This is a genomic window from Dietzia aerolata, from assembly GCF_014144865.1.
Taxonomy (GTDB): domain Bacteria; phylum Actinomycetota; class Actinomycetes; order Mycobacteriales; family Mycobacteriaceae; genus Dietzia; species Dietzia aerolata.
Map to the genome: position 1 here is coordinate 25,931 of NZ_JAALDM010000023.1, position 20,546 is coordinate 46,476.

General features: G+C 68.4%; 17 protein-coding genes. 4 read left to right on the plus strand and 13 right to left on the minus strand.

The window, feature by feature from the left end; translation table 11 throughout:
- Positions 1-15 precede the first annotated feature (15 nt).
- The 4 genes from G6016_RS01880 to G6016_RS01895 form a co-directional block, all read right to left on the minus strand.
- On the minus strand, positions 16-1,674 hold the full coding sequence (locus G6016_RS01880) for a hypothetical protein (protein WP_182631014.1): 1,659 nt from the start codon (positions 1,672-1,674) through the stop codon (positions 16-18).
- Positions 1,675-1,750: 76 nt separating this feature from the next.
- A complete protein-coding gene (gene ilvC, locus G6016_RS01885; protein ID WP_182631015.1) occupies positions 1,751-2,764 on the minus strand; it encodes a ketol-acid reductoisomerase in 1,014 nt (337 codons plus the stop codon).
- A 40-nt stretch (positions 2,765-2,804) separates the two neighbouring features.
- Complete coding sequence (gene ilvN, locus G6016_RS01890) at positions 2,805-3,311, minus strand: acetolactate synthase small subunit (RefSeq protein WP_182631016.1); 507 nt, start codon at positions 3,309-3,311, stop codon at positions 2,805-2,807.
- Complete coding sequence (locus G6016_RS01895) at positions 3,308-5,203, minus strand: acetolactate synthase large subunit (RefSeq protein WP_182631017.1); 1,896 nt, start codon at positions 5,201-5,203, stop codon at positions 3,308-3,310. Before G6016_RS01895 ends, ilvN begins: the two co-directional genes overlap by 4 nt.
- Positions 5,204-5,482: 279 nt before the next feature.
- Here G6016_RS01895 and G6016_RS01900 point away from each other — a divergent pair, with 279 nt between their 5' ends.
- On the plus strand, positions 5,483-5,917 hold the full coding sequence (locus tag G6016_RS01900; RefSeq protein ID WP_182631018.1) for a PH domain-containing protein: 435 nt from the start codon (positions 5,483-5,485) through the stop codon (positions 5,915-5,917).
- On the opposite strand, the gene G6016_RS01905 is transcribed toward G6016_RS01900, so the two are convergent.
- On the minus strand, positions 5,810-7,315 hold the full coding sequence (locus G6016_RS01905; protein WP_182631019.1) for a YhgE/Pip domain-containing protein: 1,506 nt from the start codon (positions 7,313-7,315) through the stop codon (positions 5,810-5,812). The genes G6016_RS01900 and G6016_RS01905 overlap by 108 nt on opposite strands.
- A gap of 177 nt (positions 7,316-7,492) precedes the next feature.
- On the opposite strand from G6016_RS01905, the gene ilvD reads away from it, so the two are divergent.
- Positions 7,493-9,331: a dihydroxy-acid dehydratase gene (gene ilvD / locus G6016_RS01910; protein WP_182631020.1), complete on the plus strand. Its 1,839-nt coding sequence runs from the start codon at positions 7,493-7,495 to the stop codon at positions 9,329-9,331.
- 71 nt (positions 9,332-9,402) lie between these two features.
- Here the strand turns inward: ilvD and G6016_RS01915 are convergent, their stop codons facing one another.
- Positions 9,403-10,230: a DoxX family membrane protein gene (locus G6016_RS01915; RefSeq protein ID WP_182631021.1), complete on the minus strand. Its 828-nt coding sequence runs from the start codon at positions 10,228-10,230 to the stop codon at positions 9,403-9,405.
- A gap of 66 nt (positions 10,231-10,296) precedes the next feature.
- Between G6016_RS01915 and G6016_RS01920 the strand changes: the two genes are divergently transcribed.
- A complete protein-coding gene (locus tag G6016_RS01920) occupies positions 10,297-11,322 on the plus strand; it encodes an oxidoreductase (protein ID WP_182631022.1) in 1,026 nt (341 codons plus the stop codon).
- A 177-nt stretch (positions 11,323-11,499) separates the two neighbouring features.
- On the opposite strand, the gene gatB is transcribed toward G6016_RS01920, so the two are convergent.
- The 5 genes from gatB to gatC are packed head-to-tail and all read right to left on the minus strand — an operon-like array spanning position 11,500 to position 17,228.
- Positions 11,500-12,981 carry an Asp-tRNA(Asn)/Glu-tRNA(Gln) amidotransferase subunit GatB gene (gene gatB, locus G6016_RS01925; protein WP_182631023.1) on the minus strand — a complete coding sequence of 494 codons (1,482 nt, stop codon included), beginning with the start codon at positions 12,979-12,981 and terminating at the stop codon, positions 11,500-11,502.
- Between the two features lie 10 nt (positions 12,982-12,991).
- Complete coding sequence (locus tag G6016_RS01930; RefSeq protein ID WP_182631024.1) at positions 12,992-14,026, minus strand: ATP-dependent 6-phosphofructokinase; 1,035 nt, start codon at positions 14,024-14,026, stop codon at positions 12,992-12,994.
- A gap of 45 nt (positions 14,027-14,071) precedes the next feature.
- The gene (locus G6016_RS01935) at positions 14,072-15,481 is read right to left on the minus strand and encodes a DHA2 family efflux MFS transporter permease subunit (RefSeq protein WP_182631025.1); all 1,410 of its coding nucleotides are present in this window, start codon (positions 15,479-15,481) and stop codon (positions 14,072-14,074) included.
- Positions 15,478-16,932, minus strand: coding sequence for an Asp-tRNA(Asn)/Glu-tRNA(Gln) amidotransferase subunit GatA (gene gatA / locus G6016_RS01940; RefSeq protein ID WP_182631026.1), 1,455 nt, complete (start codon positions 16,930-16,932; stop codon positions 15,478-15,480). Before gatA ends, G6016_RS01935 begins: the two co-directional genes overlap by 4 nt.
- Positions 16,929-17,228 carry an Asp-tRNA(Asn)/Glu-tRNA(Gln) amidotransferase subunit GatC gene (gene gatC / locus G6016_RS01945; protein ID WP_182631027.1) on the minus strand — a complete coding sequence of 100 codons (300 nt, stop codon included), beginning with the start codon at positions 17,226-17,228 and terminating at the stop codon, positions 16,929-16,931. Before gatC ends, gatA begins: the two co-directional genes overlap by 4 nt.
- A gap of 76 nt (positions 17,229-17,304) precedes the next feature.
- Between gatC and G6016_RS01950 the strand changes: the two genes are divergently transcribed.
- Complete coding sequence (locus G6016_RS01950) at positions 17,305-17,958, plus strand: ACT domain-containing protein (protein WP_182631028.1); 654 nt, start codon at positions 17,305-17,307, stop codon at positions 17,956-17,958.
- Here G6016_RS01950 and G6016_RS01955 read toward each other — a convergent pair.
- Positions 17,946-18,350, minus strand: coding sequence for a hypothetical protein (locus tag G6016_RS01955; RefSeq protein WP_182631029.1), 405 nt, complete (start codon positions 18,348-18,350; stop codon positions 17,946-17,948). The two genes, G6016_RS01950 and G6016_RS01955, sit on opposite strands and share 13 nt — an antisense overlap.
- Positions 18,347-20,521: an NAD-dependent DNA ligase LigA gene (gene ligA / locus G6016_RS01960; protein ID WP_182631030.1), complete on the minus strand. Its 2,175-nt coding sequence runs from the start codon at positions 20,519-20,521 to the stop codon at positions 18,347-18,349. Before ligA ends, G6016_RS01955 begins: the two co-directional genes overlap by 4 nt.
- Positions 20,522-20,546 lie beyond the last annotated feature (25 nt).

Here is a 20,546-nt window from a genome sequence, read left to right on the forward strand (position 1 = left end):
TCTACCGGGAATCGATCACTGGTAGGAGACGAACCACGGCCGGGGCTCGACCGCCATCGTCTGCTCCGGCGTGAAGGTCGGGGTGTCCTCGTCGTAGAAGTTCTTCCACGCGAGCCAGATGTCGGGCGACAGGCCGGCACGCAACTGATCCCAGGTCCCCAGCTTCAGATCCGGGGTGCCGTGGCCGTCAGCGTGGAGCGCGATGGCCAACTCCGGACGCGAGGTGTCGATCTGGTCCCGGTTCGTGATCATCGCCGTGCTGAACTGGTGCAGGATCAGCAGCTTCTGGGGCCCACCGGATTCCTTGGTCAGGTCAGCGAGCCACTCGATCACGCGATTGATCTCCTCGGCGTCCACCGCCCCGATCTGGGCGCCGGGCTGCTGCCCGTCCTGAAGCTTCCACTCCGGGTCAAGTGCCAGGCCGACCCCGGGGCGCTTGAGCATCTCCTCGAAGATCTTGGCCTGGTCGAGCAGATCAGCCCTGCCCGGCTGGAGGTCGATGACGGCGTAGCCGCCGGCGTCGGTGATCGCGTCGACCAGCGGGGCGAACTCCTGCGGATCCCACTCGTTGGTGTACATCCCGTTGTCGCCGGGGCCGCCGGCGGCGACGGTGCCGATGATCTCGAACGCGGGGATGACCGGCTCCGGGGAATGCGGCTGGTACTGCTCGACCAGCTCCTCCACCCGGTCCACGCTCTCCTCGGGCCCCTGCTCGCCGAGGATTCCCAGCGCCGTCGTGAACGGGGAGCCGTAGGCGGCCACGAATCGCCGGCCCGGGAACATCAACTGTCCGCCACCGGGCAACTCGGGCACCGTCCGGGCCAGTTCGATCCGCTCCGCGAGCTGGTCGTCATCACCCCAGTCGGGGCCCAACGCGTACACCACCTCCGCGTCACGCACGGCCTCCACCGAACCGCCGTCCACTCGCGGGTCCGGTGCGCGGAGGTGAGTGACCGCGGCGCCGGTCGCCACCGCGGTGGCAACAGAGGCGACCGGGGTGTCGTCGTGAACGAGAACCCTCGGAGCGTCGTCGCCCTCCCAGGCGGGCGCGCCGACCTCGAATGGCTCAACATCTGTCGAGGCACCGTCGGCTCCGTCGTTCTCGCCGCCGTCTGCTCCGTCTCCCTCGTCGGACACCGACGACTCGCCTGACCGCATCAGTAGCGGCGACCCTGGGTTCTGGTGCACCGTGACGTCGTCGATCCGTGACTCGGCGATATCGTCCTCACCGGCGAAGGAAATGCCCGTGAACGTCTCCAGGTCGGAGCGTTCCGTCGGGGCGTCGACGACCTCGCCGTCGTCGTACTCGAATCCCACCTCGCCGACCCGCAGCACCCGCTCGGCGCCGAGCCGCGTGACCTCCTCGGCCAGTTCCTCGTCCCCGCCCGGAACGGCGGTGAACATGGGCGCGCGCAGCCCGACGGCCACCGAGGCGCCACGCGCCTGCGCCTCGGCGTCGGGGGCGGCGACGACGACCACCGGCGCGGACTCCAGCAACAACTCCGAGGTCTCCACCCCGGTCCCGTCCGCGTCCTCGGCGACCTTCGGCCCCTGGGCCTCGGTCACCTCGACCCCCGCGGCGTCGCCGGATCCGTCCGACGTGCACGCGACCAGGGAGGCCGCCAGGGAAATGGCGAGGACCGCCGCACCCACACCTCGGTTGATGTGACGCACGGCGGTCCTCCAAGCACTCGGGATCTGAATCCCGATGCACGCTACAGGGCGCTCACCGGGATTGCCCCGGCAACACTCAGGCGGTCTCCGTAATGGGACGATCCACCCAGCTCATGAGGTCGCGGAGCTTCTGGCCGGTGACCTCGATCGGGTGCTCGGCGTTCTCCTTGCGCAGGCCCTCGAGCTCCTTGTTCCCGCCCTCGACGTTGGCCACGAGACGCTTGGTGAACTCGCCGTTCTGGATGTCGGCGAGGATCTCCTTCATGCGCTCCTTGGTACCGGCGTCGATGACGCGCGGGCCGGAGAGGTAGCCGCCGAACTCGGCGGTGTCGGACACCGAGTAGTTCATGCGGGCGATGCCACCCTCATACATGAGGTCAACGATGAGCTTGAGCTCGTGGAGCACCTCGAAGTAGGCGAGCTCGGGCTCGTAGCCGGCCTCGACCATGACCTCGAAGCCCGTCTTGACGAGCTCCTCGGTGCCGCCGCAGAGCACGGCCTGCTCACCGAACAGGTCGGTCTCGGTCTCGTCCTTGAAGGTGGTCTTGATGACGCCGGCGCGGGTGCCGCCGATGGCCTTGGCGTAGGACAGCGCGAGGGCCTCGCCCTCACCCTTCGGGTCCTGCTCGACGGCGATGAGCGCCGGGACGCCCTTGCCGTCGACGAACTGACGACGCACCAGGTGGCCGGGGCCCTTGGGCGCGACCATCGCGATCGTGATGTTGTCCGCCGGCTTGATCAGGTCGAAGTGGATGTTCAGGCCGTGGCCGAAGAACAGCGCGTCGCCGTCGTTCAGGTTGGGCTCGATGTCCTCGGTGAAGATCTTCGCCTGCGAGGTGTCGGGGGCCAGGAGCATGACCACGTCGGCCCACTTGGCGGCCTCCGCAGCGGTCATGACCTTGAGACCGGCCTCCTCGGCCTTGGCGCGGGACTTTGAGCCCTCGCGCAGGCCGATGGCGACCTCGACCCCGGAGTCGCGCAGGCTCAGCGAGTGCGCGTGGCCCTGCGAGCCGTATCCGATGACGGCGACCTTGCGGCCCTGGATGAGCGACAGGTCAGCCGCGTCGTCGTAGAACATCTCCACTGCCATGGTGGATTCCCTTCTAGAGAGTGGTAGTCAGAAGTCGAGACTATCGAGTGGTGGTAATGGACTTGGGGCCGCGTCCCAGCGCGACCATGCCGGACTGCACGATCTCGCGGATACCGTAGCCGTCGAGCATGCGCAGGAGCGCGTCGAGCTTGTCCGGCGTGCCGGTGGCCTCGAGGATGACCGACTCCGGCGCCACGTCGACGACGTGGGCGCGGAACAGGCTCGCGATCTCCACGATCTGGCCGCGGTTGGTCGCGTCGGCGCGGACCTTGATGAGGGTGAGCTCGCGGGACACCGAACCGCCCGGGTCCTGCTCGACGATCTTGATGACGTTGACGAGTTTGTTGAGCTGCTTGGTCACCTGCTCGAGCGGGAAGTCCTCGACGTTGACGACGATCGTCATCCGCGACAGGCCGTCGGTCTCGGTCGGGCCGACGGCGAGCGACTCGATGTTGAATCCGCGCCGGGAGAACAGGGATGCCACGCGTGCGAGCACGCCCGGCTTGTCCTCCACCAGAACGCTCAGGGTGTGGGAGCGAGCGGTCACTGGTCCTCCTCCTGGGCGGCGAGCACCGCGGCATCGATCCGCTCGGTCGCCTCGTGGATCTCCGCGGGCTCGTCGGCCGCGGAGTCTTCGTCGTCGAACAGCGGCCGGATGTCCCGGGCCGCCATGATCTCGTCGTTGGACGTGCCGGCTGCGACCATCGGCCACACCTGGGCGTCCTTGCCCACGATGAAGTCGATGAGGACCGGGCGGTCGTTGATCGCGCGTGCCTGGGCGATCACGTCGTCGACGTCCTCGGCGCGCTCGCAGCGGAGCGCCACGCACCCGAGGGCCTCGCCGAGCTTGACGAAGTCCGGGATGTGCAGCGAGTGCGTCGACAGGTCGGTCTGCGAGTACCGCTCCTCGTAGAACAGTGTCTGCCACTGCCGGACCATGCCGAGGTTGCCGTTGTTGATCAGGGCGACCTTGATGGGCGCACCCTCGATCGCACAGGTGGCGAGCTCTTGGTTGGTCATCTGGAAGCAGCCATCACCATCGATCGACCACACCTCAGCGTCGGGTCGACCGAACTTGGCGCCCATCGCGGCGGGGACCGAGTAGCCCATCGTCCCGAGTCCGCCCGAGTTGAGCCACGTGCGCGGCTTCTCGTACTGGACGAACTGTGCCGCCCACATCTGGTGCTGGCCGACGCCAGCACAGTAGATGGCGTCGGGTCCGGCTGCGGCGCTGAGTCGTTCGATGACGTACTCGGGCGACAGGGACCCGTCGGACTGCGGGCCGTAACCCAGCGGGTATTCGTCGCGGATCTCGTCCAGCTGCGACACCCAGGCCGCGGGCGCGCTCAGGGAACCCGAGCCACTGTCGCCACGGAGCGTGGCCACCAGCTCGACGAGGACCTCCCTGATGTCACCGACGATCGGCACGTCCACGGCCCTGTTCTTGCCGATCTCGGCCGGGTCGATGTCCGCGTGGATAACCTTCGCATCGGGGGCGAAGGTGTCCAGCCGTCCGGTCACACGGTCATCAAACCGTGCGCCCAGCGTGATGAGCAGGTCGGAACGCTGCAGTGCGGCGACCGCCGCGACGGCGCCGTGCATGCCGGGCATGCCGTAGTGGAGACGGTGCGAATCGGGGAACGCTCCCCGCGCCATGAGGGTGGTGACCACGGGGATACCGGTGAGCTCTGCCAGCTCCATCAGTTCCGCGGAGGCGTCGGCCTTGATCACGCCGCCACCGACGTAGAGCACCGGACGCTCGGCCTTGTCGATCATCCGGGCGGCTTCACGGATCTGCTTGCCGTGCGGCTTGGTGACCGGACGATAGCCGGGCAGCTTCATCTCCGGCGGCCACGAGAACGTCATCTCGCCCTGCAGGACGTCCTTGGGGATGTCCACGAGCACCGCACCCGGACGACCGGACTGTGCGATGTGGAAGGCCTCGGCGATCATCCGTGGGATGTCATCGCCGTGGGAGACCAGGAAATTGTGCTTGGTGATCGGCATGGTGATGCCGGAGATGTCGGCTTCCTGGAAGCCGTCCGTTCCGATGAGCGCCGTGCCGACCTGACCGGTGATGGCAACGATCGGGACCGAGTCCATCTGCGCGTCGGCCAGGGGCGTGACCAGGTTGGTCGCGCCGGGGCCGGAGGTGGCCATGCAGACACCGACCTTGCCCGTGGCCTGGGCGTAACCCGTCGCCGCGTGGCCGGCGCCCTGTTCATGACGCACGAGAACGTGCCGGACCTTCGCCGAGTCGTACAGCGGGTCGTAGACCGGCAGGATGGCTCCGCCGGGAATGCCGAAGACCACCTCGGTGCCGATCTCCTCAAGAGACCGGACAACCGCCTGTGCTCCGGTCATCCGCTCAGGGACCACCGACCGGGTCTTCTGCTCTGCACCCGGACGTGGTCCGGGCTGTGCCGTTGGTGCGCTCACTTCAACTATCCTTCATGCTGGTCGTGGAGCAGTGGTTTGTCGCCCTCCGCGGTCCGGTCGGCCCGCGGGTACCCGGCAACAAAAAACCCCCGACGGCCATGGGGCCGGCGAGGGTGCGCGTCGTCGAGAAGCCAGGTGACGGCTCAGGCGCCGACGCGCCGGCCGAGTACGAGACCGTTCCGTGTTGTCATGCGGACAACATTAGGGGGACGTCGGCCGCAGCGTCAATTCGTGGAAACCTAATCCCACTATGTGGACCATGAGAGACTGGCGGGCATCATGAGCGCGTCATTCAGAGCCCCCCTTCCGGAGTCCACCCCCCGCGACCGGGCACTATTTCGGGTCAACCCCATGTCGTACATCGTCATCCTGGTGTTCCTCCTGGCGATCGCCTGGCCGGTCACCACCTATCCGCTCGCGCTCGGCTGGCTGATCCTGCTCCCCCTCGCCTTCGGCTGGTGGGTCGCACGGACGTCGACCAGGCTCGACGAGGAAGGCGTCCGTGTGTCGACCTGGCGCTACCGGCGGACCATCCCGTGGGATCAGGTCAAGGGTGTGATGTTCCCCAAGAAGGGGTTCGCCCGCCTCGTCACGGTCGACGACGATTCACTCCCGATGGGCGGCGTCTCGTTCCACGACCTGCCCCGACTCTCCCGTGCCAGCGACGGACGGATCCGCGACCCCTACAGCGCCCCGGCCCCCGGCGACGACTGATCCGCCTTCGCCGCGACGCACCCGGGAACCATTTCGCAGCGGCAGGCCACTGCTCACGCCCTGATTGGCGGGCACCCGATCGACCACCGCTTGTCGTCGTAGTCCCATCCGCTCGTACAGCAAGGTGACCGCCACGCCCAGCACAAGCCCGGCCACGCACCATCCGACGAGCACCCAGACGGCATGACCGAGTCCGGCGTCCCAACTCGATCCGAAGAACATGATCGATCGCAATCCGAGGTATGCCTGGTGCATCGGCTGGAAGGAGCCGATCCACACGAACACCTGCGGGAGCATCTGGGTGGGCGTGGCTCCGCCGGAGGTCGGGATACCCAGCACCACGAACAGCACCAGATTGACCAACAACCCCGCGTTGCCGATGGCCGCGAGGATCGAGTGGGCACACACGCCCACCGACACGATCACCAGGCTCGAGAACCAGAACATGTGCCAGGCGTCGTAGCCCGTCATCCCGATGATGTCCGCGACCCACAGACACAACACCGAAACCAGTGGCGCCGTGATCACGGTCACGACCCATTTCCGCAGCAGGGTCTGCAATCGCCCGAACGGTGCGACGTGGACGTGGAGGGCGAGCGGACCGATCTCCAATGGGATGAAGCCCAGGCGGGCATCCAGGAGATTGTGGATGATCATGGCTCCCGTGAACCCGGCGAGGATCACGATCAACGCGTAGAACATCGGCAGCGAGGCGTTGGACACCCCGTCCGGGAGCGGATTCCACTCCACCACGTCGACCTGCACCGGGTACTGCAGCGCCAGGGTGGCCGCGGCACCGATGGTCCGCCCCTCCGCCTCGGCCAGCAACGACGAATCGTCGACGAGCCGGGCCCCCATGTTCTCGTGGAGAGAGTCCTGCAATCGATCGGCGACCGTGTTCATGACCTGGCCGGACACGATCGAGACCCGGGGCGAGTACTGCAGGGTGACCGCCGCCCGGGCCGGGGGTTCACCGGACTCCCCCTCCTCAGTAGCCGCGGCCTCGACGAGATCGACCACCTGCTGACTCAGCTCCGGTGGGATCCGCACGGCACCGAAGAACGAACCGTCCTTCAGCCCGTCATCCGCCTCCTGTGCATCAACGACATGCAACCTGAGCTTGCCCCAGTCATTGCCCTGCAACAGGCCGGCGGTGATCTGCGTCCCCACGTCGAGATTGCGTGGCCCGACCGGGGTCTGCAGAGTAGCGCCCTCGTCCTCGTTCACCACGGCGACCGGGACGTGACGAGCATGCGACTGCGGGTCGGCTGTACCGCCCAGGTACATGAACGCCAGCAGGAAGAACAGCCCACAAACCACGACGATCGCGCCCGCGGAGTGCGAGGCGAACTCACGCACGCCGCCGGTGTGCCCTGAGGTCTGCCCGGAATCAGTCATGCGGATCCCCATTCCTTCTCTTCACGTGCCGGCCGAAGGGTCGACCGTGAGAAGAGTAACCCCGTACCGGGGCGTATCGTGTAGTGGTCACGGCGCGAATTCCCCCTCGCCAGAGTCGAGCGCCGCAGCCACATTCAGTTGACGCCGACTCACGTCACCGAACCGGATCGAGGTCACATGCCGCCCCTGAGGTCACGAACCAGTACCGCCGGACGCAACGCTGCAGGTGCTCGCGCCCTGTGGCGCGCAACCGGCATGACGGACTCGGACTTCGGTAAGCCGATCATCGCGATCGCCAACTCCTACACCCAGTTCGTGCCCGGCCACGTGCACCTGAAGAACGTCGGCGAGATCGTCGCCGAGCAGATCGCCGAGGCCGGGGGCGTCGCCCGCGAGTTCCACACGATCGCCGTGGACGACGGGATCGCGATGGGCCACGCCGGCATGCTCTATTCCCTGCCGAGCCGAGAGATCATCGCCGACTCGGTGGAGTACATGGTCAATGCCCACACCGCAGACGCGCTGGTGTGTATTTCCAACTGCGACAAGATCACACCGGGCATGCTCAATGCGGCGATGCGCCTGAACATCCCCACGGTGTTCGTCTCCGGTGGCCCCATGGAATCGGGCTTCTCCGTGGTCGTCGACGGTGTGGTCAGGGCCGGATCCGACCTCATCACCGCGATTTCCGCCTCGGCGAACTCGGCCATCAACGACGAGAATCTCGATGCGATCGAACGGTCCGCCTGCCCCACCTGTGGCTCGTGTTCGGGCATGTTCACCGCCAATTCCATGAACTGTCTCACCGAGGCCCTGGGCCTGTCGTTGCCCGGCAACGGGTCGACCTTGGCCACCCACAGCGCCCGGCGTGAGCTGTTCGCCGAGGCGGGTCGACTGATCGTCGACCTGTGCACGCGCTACTACCGCGACGACGACGACTCGGTGCTGCCGCGCTCGGTGGCCACCAAGTCGGCGTTCAACAACGCGATGGCACTGGACGTCGCGATGGGCGGCTCGACCAACACGGTCCTGCACATCCTGGCCGCCGCCCAGGAGGGCGAGGTCGACTTCGATCTCCACGACATCGAGGAGATCTCCCGCCGCGTCCCGTGCCTGGCGAAGGTCGCCCCCAACTCCGACTTCTACATGGAGCACGTCCACCGCGCCGGCGGCATCCCGGCGATCCTCGGCGAGCTCTACCGCGGCGGGCTCCTGGACACGGATGTCCACTCGGTGCATTCGCCGAACCTCGAGCAGTACATCGCCGACTGGGACATCCGTAGCGGCACAGCCACCGAGAAGGCCATCGAACTGTTCCACGCGGCGCCGGGCGGCGTTCGCACCATCGAGCCGTTCTCGACCGACAATCGCTGGGCGTCTCTGGACACCGACTCCGAGAACGGCTGCATCCACTCGGTGGAGCATCCGGCCACCGAGGAGGGCGGCCTGGCGGTGCTGCGCGGCAACATCGCCCCCAACGGCTCCGTCTTCAAGACGGCAGGTGTGTCCGAGGAGAACTTCCACTTCTCTGGCCCGGCGCGGGTCGTCGAGTCCCAGGAGGAGGCCGTGTCGGCCATCCTGGGCAAGCAGCTGCAACCGGGCGAGGTCCTGGTGGTGCTCTACGAGGGTCCGGCGGGCGGTCCGGGGATGCAGGAGATGCTCCACCCGACCGCATTCATCAAGGGCGCGGGCCTCGGCACCAAGTGCGCGCTCATCACGGACGGCCGCTTCTCCGGCGGCTCCTCGGGCCTGTCCATCGGGCACATCGCCCCCGAAGCCGCCGCGGGTGGCCCCATCGGGCTGGTGCGCGACGGGGACATCGTGACGATCGACGTGGAGACGCGGTCGATCTCGGTCGATGTCAGCGACGAGGAGCTGTCTCGTCGTCGTCAGGACAAGGGCGCCCTCCCCTGGCGCCCGGTGAAGCGTGACCGCCAGGTCTCCACGGCGCTGCGCGCCTACGCCTCGATGGCCTCCTCGGCCGACAAGGGCGCCGTCCGCATCCTTCCGGACTAGAAACGCCGGGCCGGGGACGCGGTTCCCGGCACTACCAGCAGTCCCGGGTCGCCCCGGTCACCGCAGCGCGATCAGCCCGCGGTGACCGGGGCGCTGTTGCCACTCGAGGTCAGCGGGTTGGTGCCGTTGAGGAAGTACCAGACCAGTCCGACGATCACGGCCACGATCACCAGCCAGATGATTCCGCTGAACCGCGGCCGATGCGACCATCCCCACTTGCGGTCCAGGGCCCACCGTCCGGGCCCGGTGAACAGCAGGGCGAGCAGGGCGGCTGCATAGAGGACCGACGCTTCCAGGCCTCGCGTGGTCTCGCCGAGCAGCGGCACCGGCTCGCTCCCGGTCATGGTGATGGCGATGATGAGCCCGACGAGGCCGAGCAGGCCCGCCACGGCCATCGGGGTGGCGAGGCCGACCACGAGCATGATCCCGCCCACCAGCTCGACCGCACCGCCGGCGATCGCCAGCAGTCGCGCCTGCTCAAACCCGGCCTCGGTCAGCGTCGCCGTCATCCCGTCGATGCCGGGCCCGTTGAACAGTCCGAACAGCTTCTGCAGACCCCGCAGGGTGAGCAGCACGCCCACGGTTACGCGCAGGATGAACAGGCCCAGGTCGGTGGTTCCGCGCCTGCCGATGTCATCGCGCGGACCAGGCGCGATCGTGGTGGGCTCCTCACCGAAGGGCAGCGGCGTCGACATGTCGTACCCGCCGGACTCGGCGAACTGCGAGTAGTCCGTACCGCCTGCGGCGGGGAACGCCGTGGTGGCCGACGTCGCCGCGGGGAACGCCGTGGTCGCCGCGTCCCCGGAGGACGACCCCGACGCGGCGGGGACGTCCAACGGGTAGTCGACGTCGTGGATGATCTCGGTACGGGCGTCATCTCCGGGCTTTGAGGAAGTCACGAATCGACTGTAGGCGCAGCCCGCCACGCGCGCACCGAGGACACGGCGGGCCGTACTCTAGTCGGCATGAGATCGATCTCGCTGCTTCTCGCACTGGTGCTGGTGGTGTCCGGCTGCGCGAGATTCGATGACCGGCTGGACGATCCGTTCACCCCCGCTCCGGGTCCGGGGCAGGGGGCACCCCCGCCGTCGCCACCGCCGAGCTCACAGATGCCGCCGCCCACGTCCGGTTCGCAGTCGCCCGCCCCTGAACCCGAGACCGGCCCGTGTGTCGATCCGGATCCTGCGGTCATCGCGACCTGCCTGGAGCCGGCCGTGTCGGTCGCGTCCATCGGGGACAAGGCCCTGGTGGCCGAATCCACGGGTGGGATCAAGATCGTCGCGCCGGAGACCGAGCCGGAGGAGTTCGGGCGGGTCGACCCGCGTGGCGGCCGGGTAGCCGCGGTGACGCCGTCACCGGACTACGCGGAGGATCGCCTGGTGTACCTGCTGGTCGTGGGCGACGGTCCGACCCGCGTCGAGCGTCTCGCGCGCGGGGACACGCCGCGGACGGTGGCCGAGCTCCCGCCGGCGGAGTCCGGCGGTCTGGCGTTCGTCGACAAGGTCCTCACGGTGGCGGCCGGGGACGAGCTGGTGCGGTTCCCTGGTTTCACGGGCATCGGCCGCGCCGAGAACCCCGAGGTGCTGGCCACGGGGCTGGGCCGGGTGACGGCGGTGTGCACCCATGCGGACGAGGTGTTCCTGTCCACCGTCTCGGACCGCGGTGCGGCGCTGCGCACGCCTGATCGCGTCGTGTGGACGTGGCCGGATCAGCGTCAGGCGGGCGGCTGTGCGGCCGCCGAGGGCACGCTGTCGATCGCCCTTCCGAACGCCGAGCGCGTCGATACGGTCCAGACCTCCGGCGGGGCCGCCACCGGGCAGCCGGAGCCGCTCGCCGAGGGTGAGTACGGCCGGTTGACGGGGCTCACCGCGATCGGCGACGGGATCCTGCTCGCCGGGACCACCAACAAGATGGGCGGCACGCCGGTGCCCACCGATGACCGCGCGGTGATCCTGCCGCAGTCCGGTGGCGGTGGGGACGCCCGGATGTAGCCGGGAGGTGGCCCGGGGTCGGCGCGGGAGAGAGATTTTACGACGACGACAACGACGCCGGCCGGGCCCTCATGGACCCGGCCGGTTGGCTTTCGCCCCGCTGGCGGTGTGCGCCACAGGCACGTCCTGCGAGAGTGCGCGGTGGACGACCGCGACACGCTGGACGTGCGGTTCGCCCTAGCTGCAGGCGGCGATGACCAGTTCCTTGACGCGGGCCGGGTCGGCCTGGCCGCGCGTGGCCTTCATGACCGCACCGACGATCGCGCCGGCGGCCTGGACCTTGCCGGAGCGGATCTTGTCCGCGATATCCGGCTGCGCCGCGAGCGCCTCGTCGACGGCCGCCTGGAGGGCCGAGTCGTCGCGGACCACCTCGAGGCCCTTGTCCGCGACGATCTGATCGGGCTCGCCCTCGCCGTCGAGGACGGCGTCGACGACCTGCCGGCCGAGCTTGTTGGTGAGCTTGCCCTCGGAGACCAGCTCGATCACCCGGGCCACCTGCGCCGGGGTGATCTGGAGTGCCGACAGCTCGACCCCCCGCTTGTTTGCCTGCTGGGACAGGTAAGACACCCACCAGGACCGCGCCTCGGTCGGTGAGGCGCCGGCATCGACGGTCGCCAGGATCAGGTCCAGGGCACCGGCGTTGACGAGGTCCCGCATCTCCTCATCGGAGACTCCCCACTCCGCCTGGACCCGCGCACGGCGGACCCACGGCAACTCGGGCAGGTCCGCACGGATCTGCTCGACGAGGTCCTCCGACGGCTCGACGGGGGCCAGGTCCGGGTCCGGGAAGTAGCGGTAGTCCTCGGCGGACTCCTTGGGGCGTCCGGCGGTGGTGGTGCCGTCGCCCTCCTGGAAATGGCGGGTCTCCAGCACGACCTCGCCGCCCTCGGTGAGCACGTCGGCCTGGCGGCACATCTCGTACCGGACGGCCACCTCGACGCTCTTGAGGGAGTTGACGTTCTTCGTCTCGGTGCGCGTGCCGAACTCGGTGGTGCCCTTCGGCATGAGTGAGACGTTCGCGTCGCACCGCATCGACCCCTGGTCCATGCGGACGTCGGACACGTCGAGGCTCTTGAGCAGGTCGCGGAGTGCGGAGACGTAGGCGCGGGCGATCTCGGGTGCCCGCTCCCCCGCGCCGACGATCGGCTTGGAGACGATCTCGATCAGCGGCACGCCGGCCCGGTTGAAGTCCAGCAGCGAGTGGGTGGCGCCGTGGATCCGACCCGACGCCGACCCCACGTGGGTGGACTTGCCGGTGTCCTCCTCCATATGGGCACGCTCGATGTCGACCCGCCAGGTCGTACCGTCCTCGAGCTCGACGTCCAGGTAGCCGTCGTGCGCGATCGGCTCGTCGTACTGCGAGATCTGGTAGTTCTTCGGCTGGTCCGGGTAGAAGTAGTTCTTCCGGGCGAAGCGACTGTGCGGGGCGATCGAGCAGTTCAGCGCCAGACCGATCTTGATCGCCCACTCGACCGCCTGGCGGTTGACGACGGGCAGGGCGCCGGGCAGGCCGATGCACACCGGACACACCTGTGTGTTGGGCTCAGCCCCGAATGCGGTCGGACAACCGCAGAACATCTTGGTGGCGGTGTGCAGCTCGACGTGCACCTCCATACCCATGACGGGATCGAAACGTGACACGACCTCGGTGAACTCCATGCGCAACAATCTAGCCGAAGAGGCAGGCGGCCTCGCGGTAGCGGTCCTCGGGAACGGTCTTGAGAACGGCCACCGCCTCCTCTACCGGCACCATCGCGATCGACTCGCCCCGCAGGGCCACGATCTGACCGAAGTCACCGCGGTGGACGGCGTGCGCCGCGTGGACACCGAACCGGGTCGCCAGGACCCGGTCATACGCGGTGGGTGTGCCACCACGCTGGATGTGCCCGAGCACGGTCGTGCGCACGTCCCGGTCCATCCGTTCGGTGATCGCGGCCGCCATCTGGTCGGCGACCCCGGTGAAGACCTGATGACCGAACTGATCGATGCCGCCCTCGCGGAGCGTCATCCCGGAACCCTCAATGGGGGTGGCGCCCTCGGCCACCACGCAGATCCCGTAGGCCTCGCCCATCTGGAACCGACGCCTCATGACCTTGCAGACGTAATCGATGTCGAACGGGACCTCGGGGATGACGATCATGTGTGCCCCGGACGCCAGCCCGGCATGCAGCGCGATCCACCCCGCGTGTCGGCCCATGACCTCCACGAGCATCACGCGCTCATGGGACTCCGCAGTGGTGTGCAGTCGGTCGATCGCGTCCGAGGCGATCGACACCGCGGTGTCGAACCCGAAGGTGTAGTCGGTCCCGCCCACGTCGTTGTCAATGGTCTTGGGCACCCCCACCACCGGGATGCCGTTCTCGGTGAGCCACCGGGCGGCCTTGAGGGTTCCGTCGCCACCGATGGCGACCAACGCGTCGAGAGAGTGCCGAGAGATCGTCTGCCGGATCTCCGGCAGACTGGCCGTGAGGATATCCGGGTTGAGACGCCCCGTTCCGAGCACGGTGCCACCGCGCAGCAGCAGGCGGTCGATCTCCTCGTCGTCGTACAACGGGACCGCACGATCATCCACCAGCCCGGACCACCCGTCCTGGAAACCCAGGACCGGCGAGTCGTACTCGGAGTGAGCGGTCCGGACCAGCGCCCGGATCACAGCGTTGAGTCCGGGGCAGTCGCCGCCGGCGGTGAGCACGCCAATTCGCACGTGGAGCTCCTCTCGGTTCCCCAGCAGTCTAGGGACGAACCGGGGTCACCGCGCCGTGCTCACCGACTGTTCACCGGCCTGTCCATCGACCGGCCCACCTGTTCGGAACCACATCGTGGCCAGACCGCCCAACAGGACCACGACCGCGGGCAGGAACATCGAGTCCGCGACCGCCTGACCGACGTCCCCGTGGGCGACGAGGCGGGCCTGCATCAGGGCGCCGATCGCCGCGGACCCGAGCACCGCACCGACCTGACGCGTCGTGTTGTAGACACCCGATCCGGCACCCGCCGACTCCAGGTCCAACCTGCGCATCGCGGTGGAGGACGTGGGCGCCCAGACGCACCCGTTGGCCACCCCCATCAGGGCGATGGGGCCGAGCAGCATCGGGATCGAGGACTGGGAATCCATGCCCAGCGCAAGCCAGAACATCGAGATCGCGTACGAGAAGTAGCCGACCCCGGTGAAGATGCGCGGGTCGAGGCGATCGGAGAGCCCGCCCACGACGGGCGCGAGGATCCCCGCCACCACCGCCATCGGCAACAGCATGAGGCCGGCCTGGGTGGGCGACAGTCCCTTGACGCCCTGCAGATAGAACATCAGCGGGACCATGGTGCCGGCCGTGACGAACCCGATCGTGGAGACACCGAAGTTGCCGATCGAGAAGTTGCGGTCCCGGAACAGCCGTAGAGGCACCAGCGGCTCGGTGCGGATCCGCGACTGCCACCACAGGAACACCGCAAGGCCGAGCAGTCCGGCCGCGATCAGCGCACCGGTCGTGGCGCCCCAACCGTGGGACTCGCCTTGCTGGATGCCGAACACCAGCAGGAACATCCCCACCGCCGACATCAGGATTCCCGGTATGTCGTAGGAGTGGGACCGCGTTCCCAACTCGGGCACCCACAGCCACACCAGGATCACGGCGAGGATTCCGAAGGGGATGTTGACGAAGAAGATCCAGCGCCAGTCGAACAGGTCGATGAGCACTCCGCCGAGGATCGGCCCGACCACGGACGCGATTCCCGCGACCGCTCCCCACGCCCCCATCGCGGCGCCGCGGCGGGCGGGCGCGAACACGCGGGTGATGACGCTGAGCGACTGTGGTGTCAGCAGCGCGGCACCGATGCCCTGGAAGACCCTCGCCACGATGAGGGCCTCGATATCGGGCGCGAGACCGCACCAGAGTGAGGCCCCGGTGAAGACCACCAGCCCCGCGATGGCCACCGTGCGCGGGCCGATCTGGTCCCCCAGCCGTCCGGTGAACAGCAGGGGGACCACATACGCGAGCAGGTAGGCGCTGGTGACCCAGATGACCTGGTTCGTGGTGGCGCCGAGCCCCGTGACGAAGGACTCGGTGGCCACCGCGACGATCGTCTGGTCGACCAGGATCATGAAGAACCCGATGACCAGGGCTGCGAGGGCCTTCCATGCGTCCCGCTCGGGGACCACGGTCACGCGATCGCACCCCTCGCGGCCTCGAACGCCGCACCGACCCGGTACAGACGCTCGTCGGCCAGGGCCGGGGCCATGATCTGCATTCCGGTCGGCAGGCCGTCGACGAGACCGGTCGGCACAGACATGCCGCAGTGGCCCGCCAGGTTCAGCGGCAGCGTGCACAGGTCGAACTTGTACATCGCGACCGGGTCCGACACCTTGTCCCCGAGCGGGAACGCGGTGGTGGGCGTGGTGGGCGAGACCAGGACGTCGACCTTCTCGTAGGCCGCGTCGAAATCGCGGGCGATGAGCGTCCGGATCTTCTGCGCCTGACCGTAGAAGGCGTCGTAGTAGCCAGCCGACAGGGCGTAGGTGCCGAGCATGATCCGTCGCTTGACCTCGGGGCCGAGGCCCTCCGCGCGGCTGGCGGCCATCACCTGGTCCGCGGATCCGTCACCGGTGCGCAGTCCGTAGCGCATGGCGTCGAATCGCGCGAGGTTACTGGAGACCTCGGACGGCAGGATGAGGTAGTAGGCGGGCAGGGCGTACTGGAAGTTGGGGCACGAGACCTCCACGACCTCGGCTCCGAGACCGCGCAGGGTCTCCACCGCGGACTGGAACGCCGCCTCGACGCCGGCCTGGTAGCCCTCGCCGCCGAGCTCACGGACCACGCCGACGCGCACTCCCTTGAGGTCGCCGCGTGCGCCCTCGCGGGCCGCCGCCACCATGTCGTCGATGGCCACGTTCAGGCTCGTCGAGTCGCTCGGATCATGTCCGGCGATCACCTGGTGCAGCAGGGCCGCGTCCTCGACCGTCCGGGCGCAGGGTCCGCCCTGGTCCAGCGACGAGGCGGAGGCGACCAGCCCGTGCCTGGAGACCGTGCCGTAGGTGGGCTTGACCCCGACGGTCGCGGTGAGCGCGGCGGGCTGCCGGATGGAGCCGCCGGTGTCCGTGCCGACAGCGAGCGGCGCCTGGTGGGACGCCAGTGCTGCGGCCGAACCGCCGCCGGATCCGCCGGGCGTGCGGGTGTGGTCCCAGGGGTTCTTGGTGGGGCCGTAGGCGGAGTTCTCGGTGGAGGAGCCCATCGCGAACTCGTCCAGGTTCGTCTTGCCAAGGATCGGAATGCCCGCGGCGCGCAGCCGCGAGGTGACCGTCGCGTCGTACGGTGACATGTATCCGTCGAGCATCTTGGACGCGCACGTTGTCGGGGCGTCGGTCGTGGTGAACACGTCCTTGAGCGCGACCGGCACTCCGGCCAACGGGCCGAGCTCCTCGCCACCGGCCAGCCGGGCGTCGACGGCCCGGGCGGCCTCGAGCGCCTCGTCTCCCCCGACATGGAGGTAGGCGTTGATCTCGCCGTCAACCTCGGCGATCCGGTCCAGGTGCGCCCGGGTGACCTCTTCCGAGGAGACCTCGCGGGCGGCGATCCGCCCTGCGAGCTCGGCGGCCGTGGCGGTGGTCAGATCGGTCATGCGTCCTCTCCCAGGATCTGCGGAACCTCAAAGCGCTGCTGGTCCGAGGCCGGGGCCTGGTCGAGCGCCTGCTCGGGGCTCAGCCCCGGTGCCACGACGTCGTCGCGGTAGACATTGCTGATCGCGGTGGGATGGCTCATCGCCGGGACGTCGTCCGCGGCAACCTCGGACACCGCCTGCACGTGGACGAGGATGTCGGTGAGCTGCTGTGCGTAAGAATCCAGCTCGGAGTCGCTCAGATCCAGGCGAGAGAGCCTGGCCAGATGGGCGACGTCCCCGCGTGAGATCGAGGTCACGTGCCTGCCCCTTTCGGTGACGTGGTCGGTACCGGCCCAGCCTAGTCAGCCCGGCTCGGTGCGGCACAATGGCGTCATGTCATATCTGCTCCGTGTCCTCCTTCCCGACCGCCCGGGAAGCCTCGGACACCTCGCGATGGAGCTCGGTTCCGAGGGCGCGGACATCATCAGCCTGGACGTGGTGGACCGTTTCGACGGGGTCGCGGTGGACGACATCGTGGTGAATGTCCCCCACGGCACCTTCCCGGACACGCTCATCACCGCGGCCGAGCGGCTGGACGGTGTGGTGGTCGATTCCCTCCGCCCGTTCGGCGGCATCCTCGACGCGCACCGTGAGCTCGAACTGATCGATGCGGTGGCCAGCGCTGGTGCCGAGGCCAACCAGTTGCTCGCCGACGAGCTGCCGTCGGCGTTGCGTGTCGGATGGGCCCTGGTGGTCGACGTCTCGGGTGAGACCTGCCAGGTGGTCGCGCGTGGCGAGTCCGCCCCGACATCGGAGGCCGGGCGGGTGGAGCCGTTGTGCGGCCTGGATCGGGCCATCGCGATCGGGGACGACGACGACACCGTGCCGGCGGCCTGGACGGCGATGGACACCGCTCTCGCCGCTGCGCCGCTGATGGACGGGACCGTCGTCGTGGTGGGCCGTCCCGGTGGCCCCTCGTTCCGGCCTTCGGAGATCGCCCGGCTCGGCTACCTCACCGGAATTCTCCGCACGCTTCAGGCCGGCTGATCCCCGCCCGGACGTCTTCTGTCACGCCGCGATGCCCACAGCGCCACGGCACCAGACACAAGGGCAATGAGCGGTAGAACCCACGCCAGGTCCGCCATGAGGGTGATCTGGCGGAACTGCTCGTTCGACAGGAACTGCATGCCCTCCTGACAGGCGTAGAGGCAGGCGAACGACCGCGCCATCGGGTCTACCCACATCCACACCAGACCGGCGAATGCCCCCGCTGATGCCCCTGCCAGCGAGGCGGCCAGATGCACCACGACGCCCTGACTCGCGGTCCGTCGCGCGCCCCACCGGACGGCCGCAAGGCTCAGCACCAGGCCGAGGAGTCCTCCGAGGATCAGCGGCCACGGAAACTGCGCCAATTGCGTCACGGGATGCCCTGCCGTCACCCGTCGGTCTCCTCCTGATCGGTGTCGTCATCCCCGGCCGGCCCGTTCTCCAGCAACTCGACGAAGGCGGCCTCATCGAGGATGGTCAGCCCCAATTCCTCGGCCTTGGTCGCCTTGGATCCGGGGTTGTCCCCCACCACCACGTAGTCGGTTTTCTTGGACACCGAGCTCGAGGCCTTACCGCCCCGGGAGATGATCGCTTCCTTGATCCCGTCGCGGGTGAACCCTTCCAGCGAGCCCGTCGCGACGATCGTCAACCCCTCGAGGGTGCGCGGCACCGACTCGTCACGCTCGTCGGCCATCGAGACCCCGGCGGCGGTCCAGCGGTCGACGATCTCTCGATGCCAGTCGACGTCAAACCACTCGACGACGGACGCGGCGATAGTGCCACCCACGCCGTCGGTCTCTGCCAATTCCTCCTCGGTCGCCGCCCGGATCGCTCCCATTGTCTGGAAGCGCGTCGCGAGCGCTCTCGCCGCGGTCGGGCCGACGTGTCGGATCGACAGCGCGACCAGAACCCGCCACAGCGGGCGATCGCTCGCGGTCGCCAGATTCGCAATCAATTTGCGGCCGTTCTCGCTGAGCGCGATCCGCTCCGGCTCGGCGCCCTCGTCGATCTGCTTTCGCGTGGCCTTGACCGTACGGGTGTAGAGGTCGGTCCGGAGCAGATCCGCCTCGGTGAGCTCGAACAGCCCGGCCTCGTTCTCGAGCACCCCACTGGCCAGCAGGTCCGAGGCTCCCTCGTATCCGAGCGCCTCGATGTCCAACGCGTTTCGGGAGGCGAGGTAGAACAGTCGCTCCCGCAACTGCGCCGGGCACGACCGCTGGTTGGGGCAGCGCCAGTCGGCATCACCTTCCTTGGCCGGTGCCAGCACCGTGTCGCATTCCGGGCACCGCTCGGGGAACACGAACTCCCGCTCTGTGCCGTCCCGCCGCTCCACCACCGGGCCGAGCACCTCCGGGATCACGTCGCCCGCCTTGCGGATCACGACGGTGTCCCCGATCAGGACACCCTTGCGCGTCACCTCGGTCTGGTTGTGCAGCGTGGCCAGCGAGACCGTCGAACCGGCCACGAGAACGGGCTCCATATAGGCGAACGGGGTGACCCTCCCGGTACGGCCGACCGAGACCCGGATGTCGAGCAGCGTCGTCATCACTTCCTCGGGCGGGTACTTGAACGCGATCGCCCACCTCGGCGCTCGCGAGGTCTGGCCCAGCCGACGCTGCACCCCGCGGTCGTCGATCTTCACCACGAGCCCGTCGATCTCGTGCTCGGGGTCACTGCGATGCTCTCCCCAGTAACGAACCCGCTCGAGCACCTCCGCGGCACCGGTGGCGGGCGCGGTGTAGGGCGAGACCGGCAGCCCCCATTCGGCGAGGGCGAGGTAGACGTCATGCAGGCTGTCGAACGAGGCTCCCTCCACTGCTCCGAGTCCGTGGCAATACATACGCAGCTTTCGCTGGGCTGTGATCGCCGGATTCTTCTGCCGCAGCGATCCCGCCGCACTGTTGCGGGGGTTCGCGAACGGCGGTTTGCCCTCGGCGACCAGCCCGGCGTTGAGGTCGGCAAAATCCTCGACCCGGAAGAAGACTTCTCCCCTGACCTCGAGCAGCGTCGGCACCGGACGCCCTTCGGCCGCGGTGAGCGTCACCGGGATGTCCTCGATCGTCCGGGCGTTGAGTGTGACGTCCTCCCCGGTACGGCCGTCGCCGCGGGTGGCGGCGCTGACGAGTTTGCCGTCGCGGTAGACGAGATCGAGCGCAACGCCGTCGATCTTGACCTCGCACAGGAACGGCAACTCCTCCTCGGTGACATTGGCCTGCTCCACCGCGGACGCGATCCACTCCCGCAGCTCCTCCTCCGAGAACACGTTGTCCAGACTCGTCATCCGCTCGAGGTGCTCGACCGGCGCGAAGTCGGTGGAGAACCCGCCGCCGACGAGCTGGGTCGGCGAGTCCGGTCCCCGCAGCCCCGGATGTCGTTCCTCGAGTTCCTGGAGTTCCCGGAACAGGGTGTCGAACTCCGCATCCGAGACGATCGGTGCGTCCCTGACGTAATAGCGGAACTGGTGATCACGCACGGTCTCGGCGAGATCGTTCCAGGCGTGTCGAATCTCGGGCGGGATGTCCGCCGTGCCGATGGGCTCACTGCTCTCGATCGGTTCACTCACGTCAACAGGCTAGACCCGACCGCAA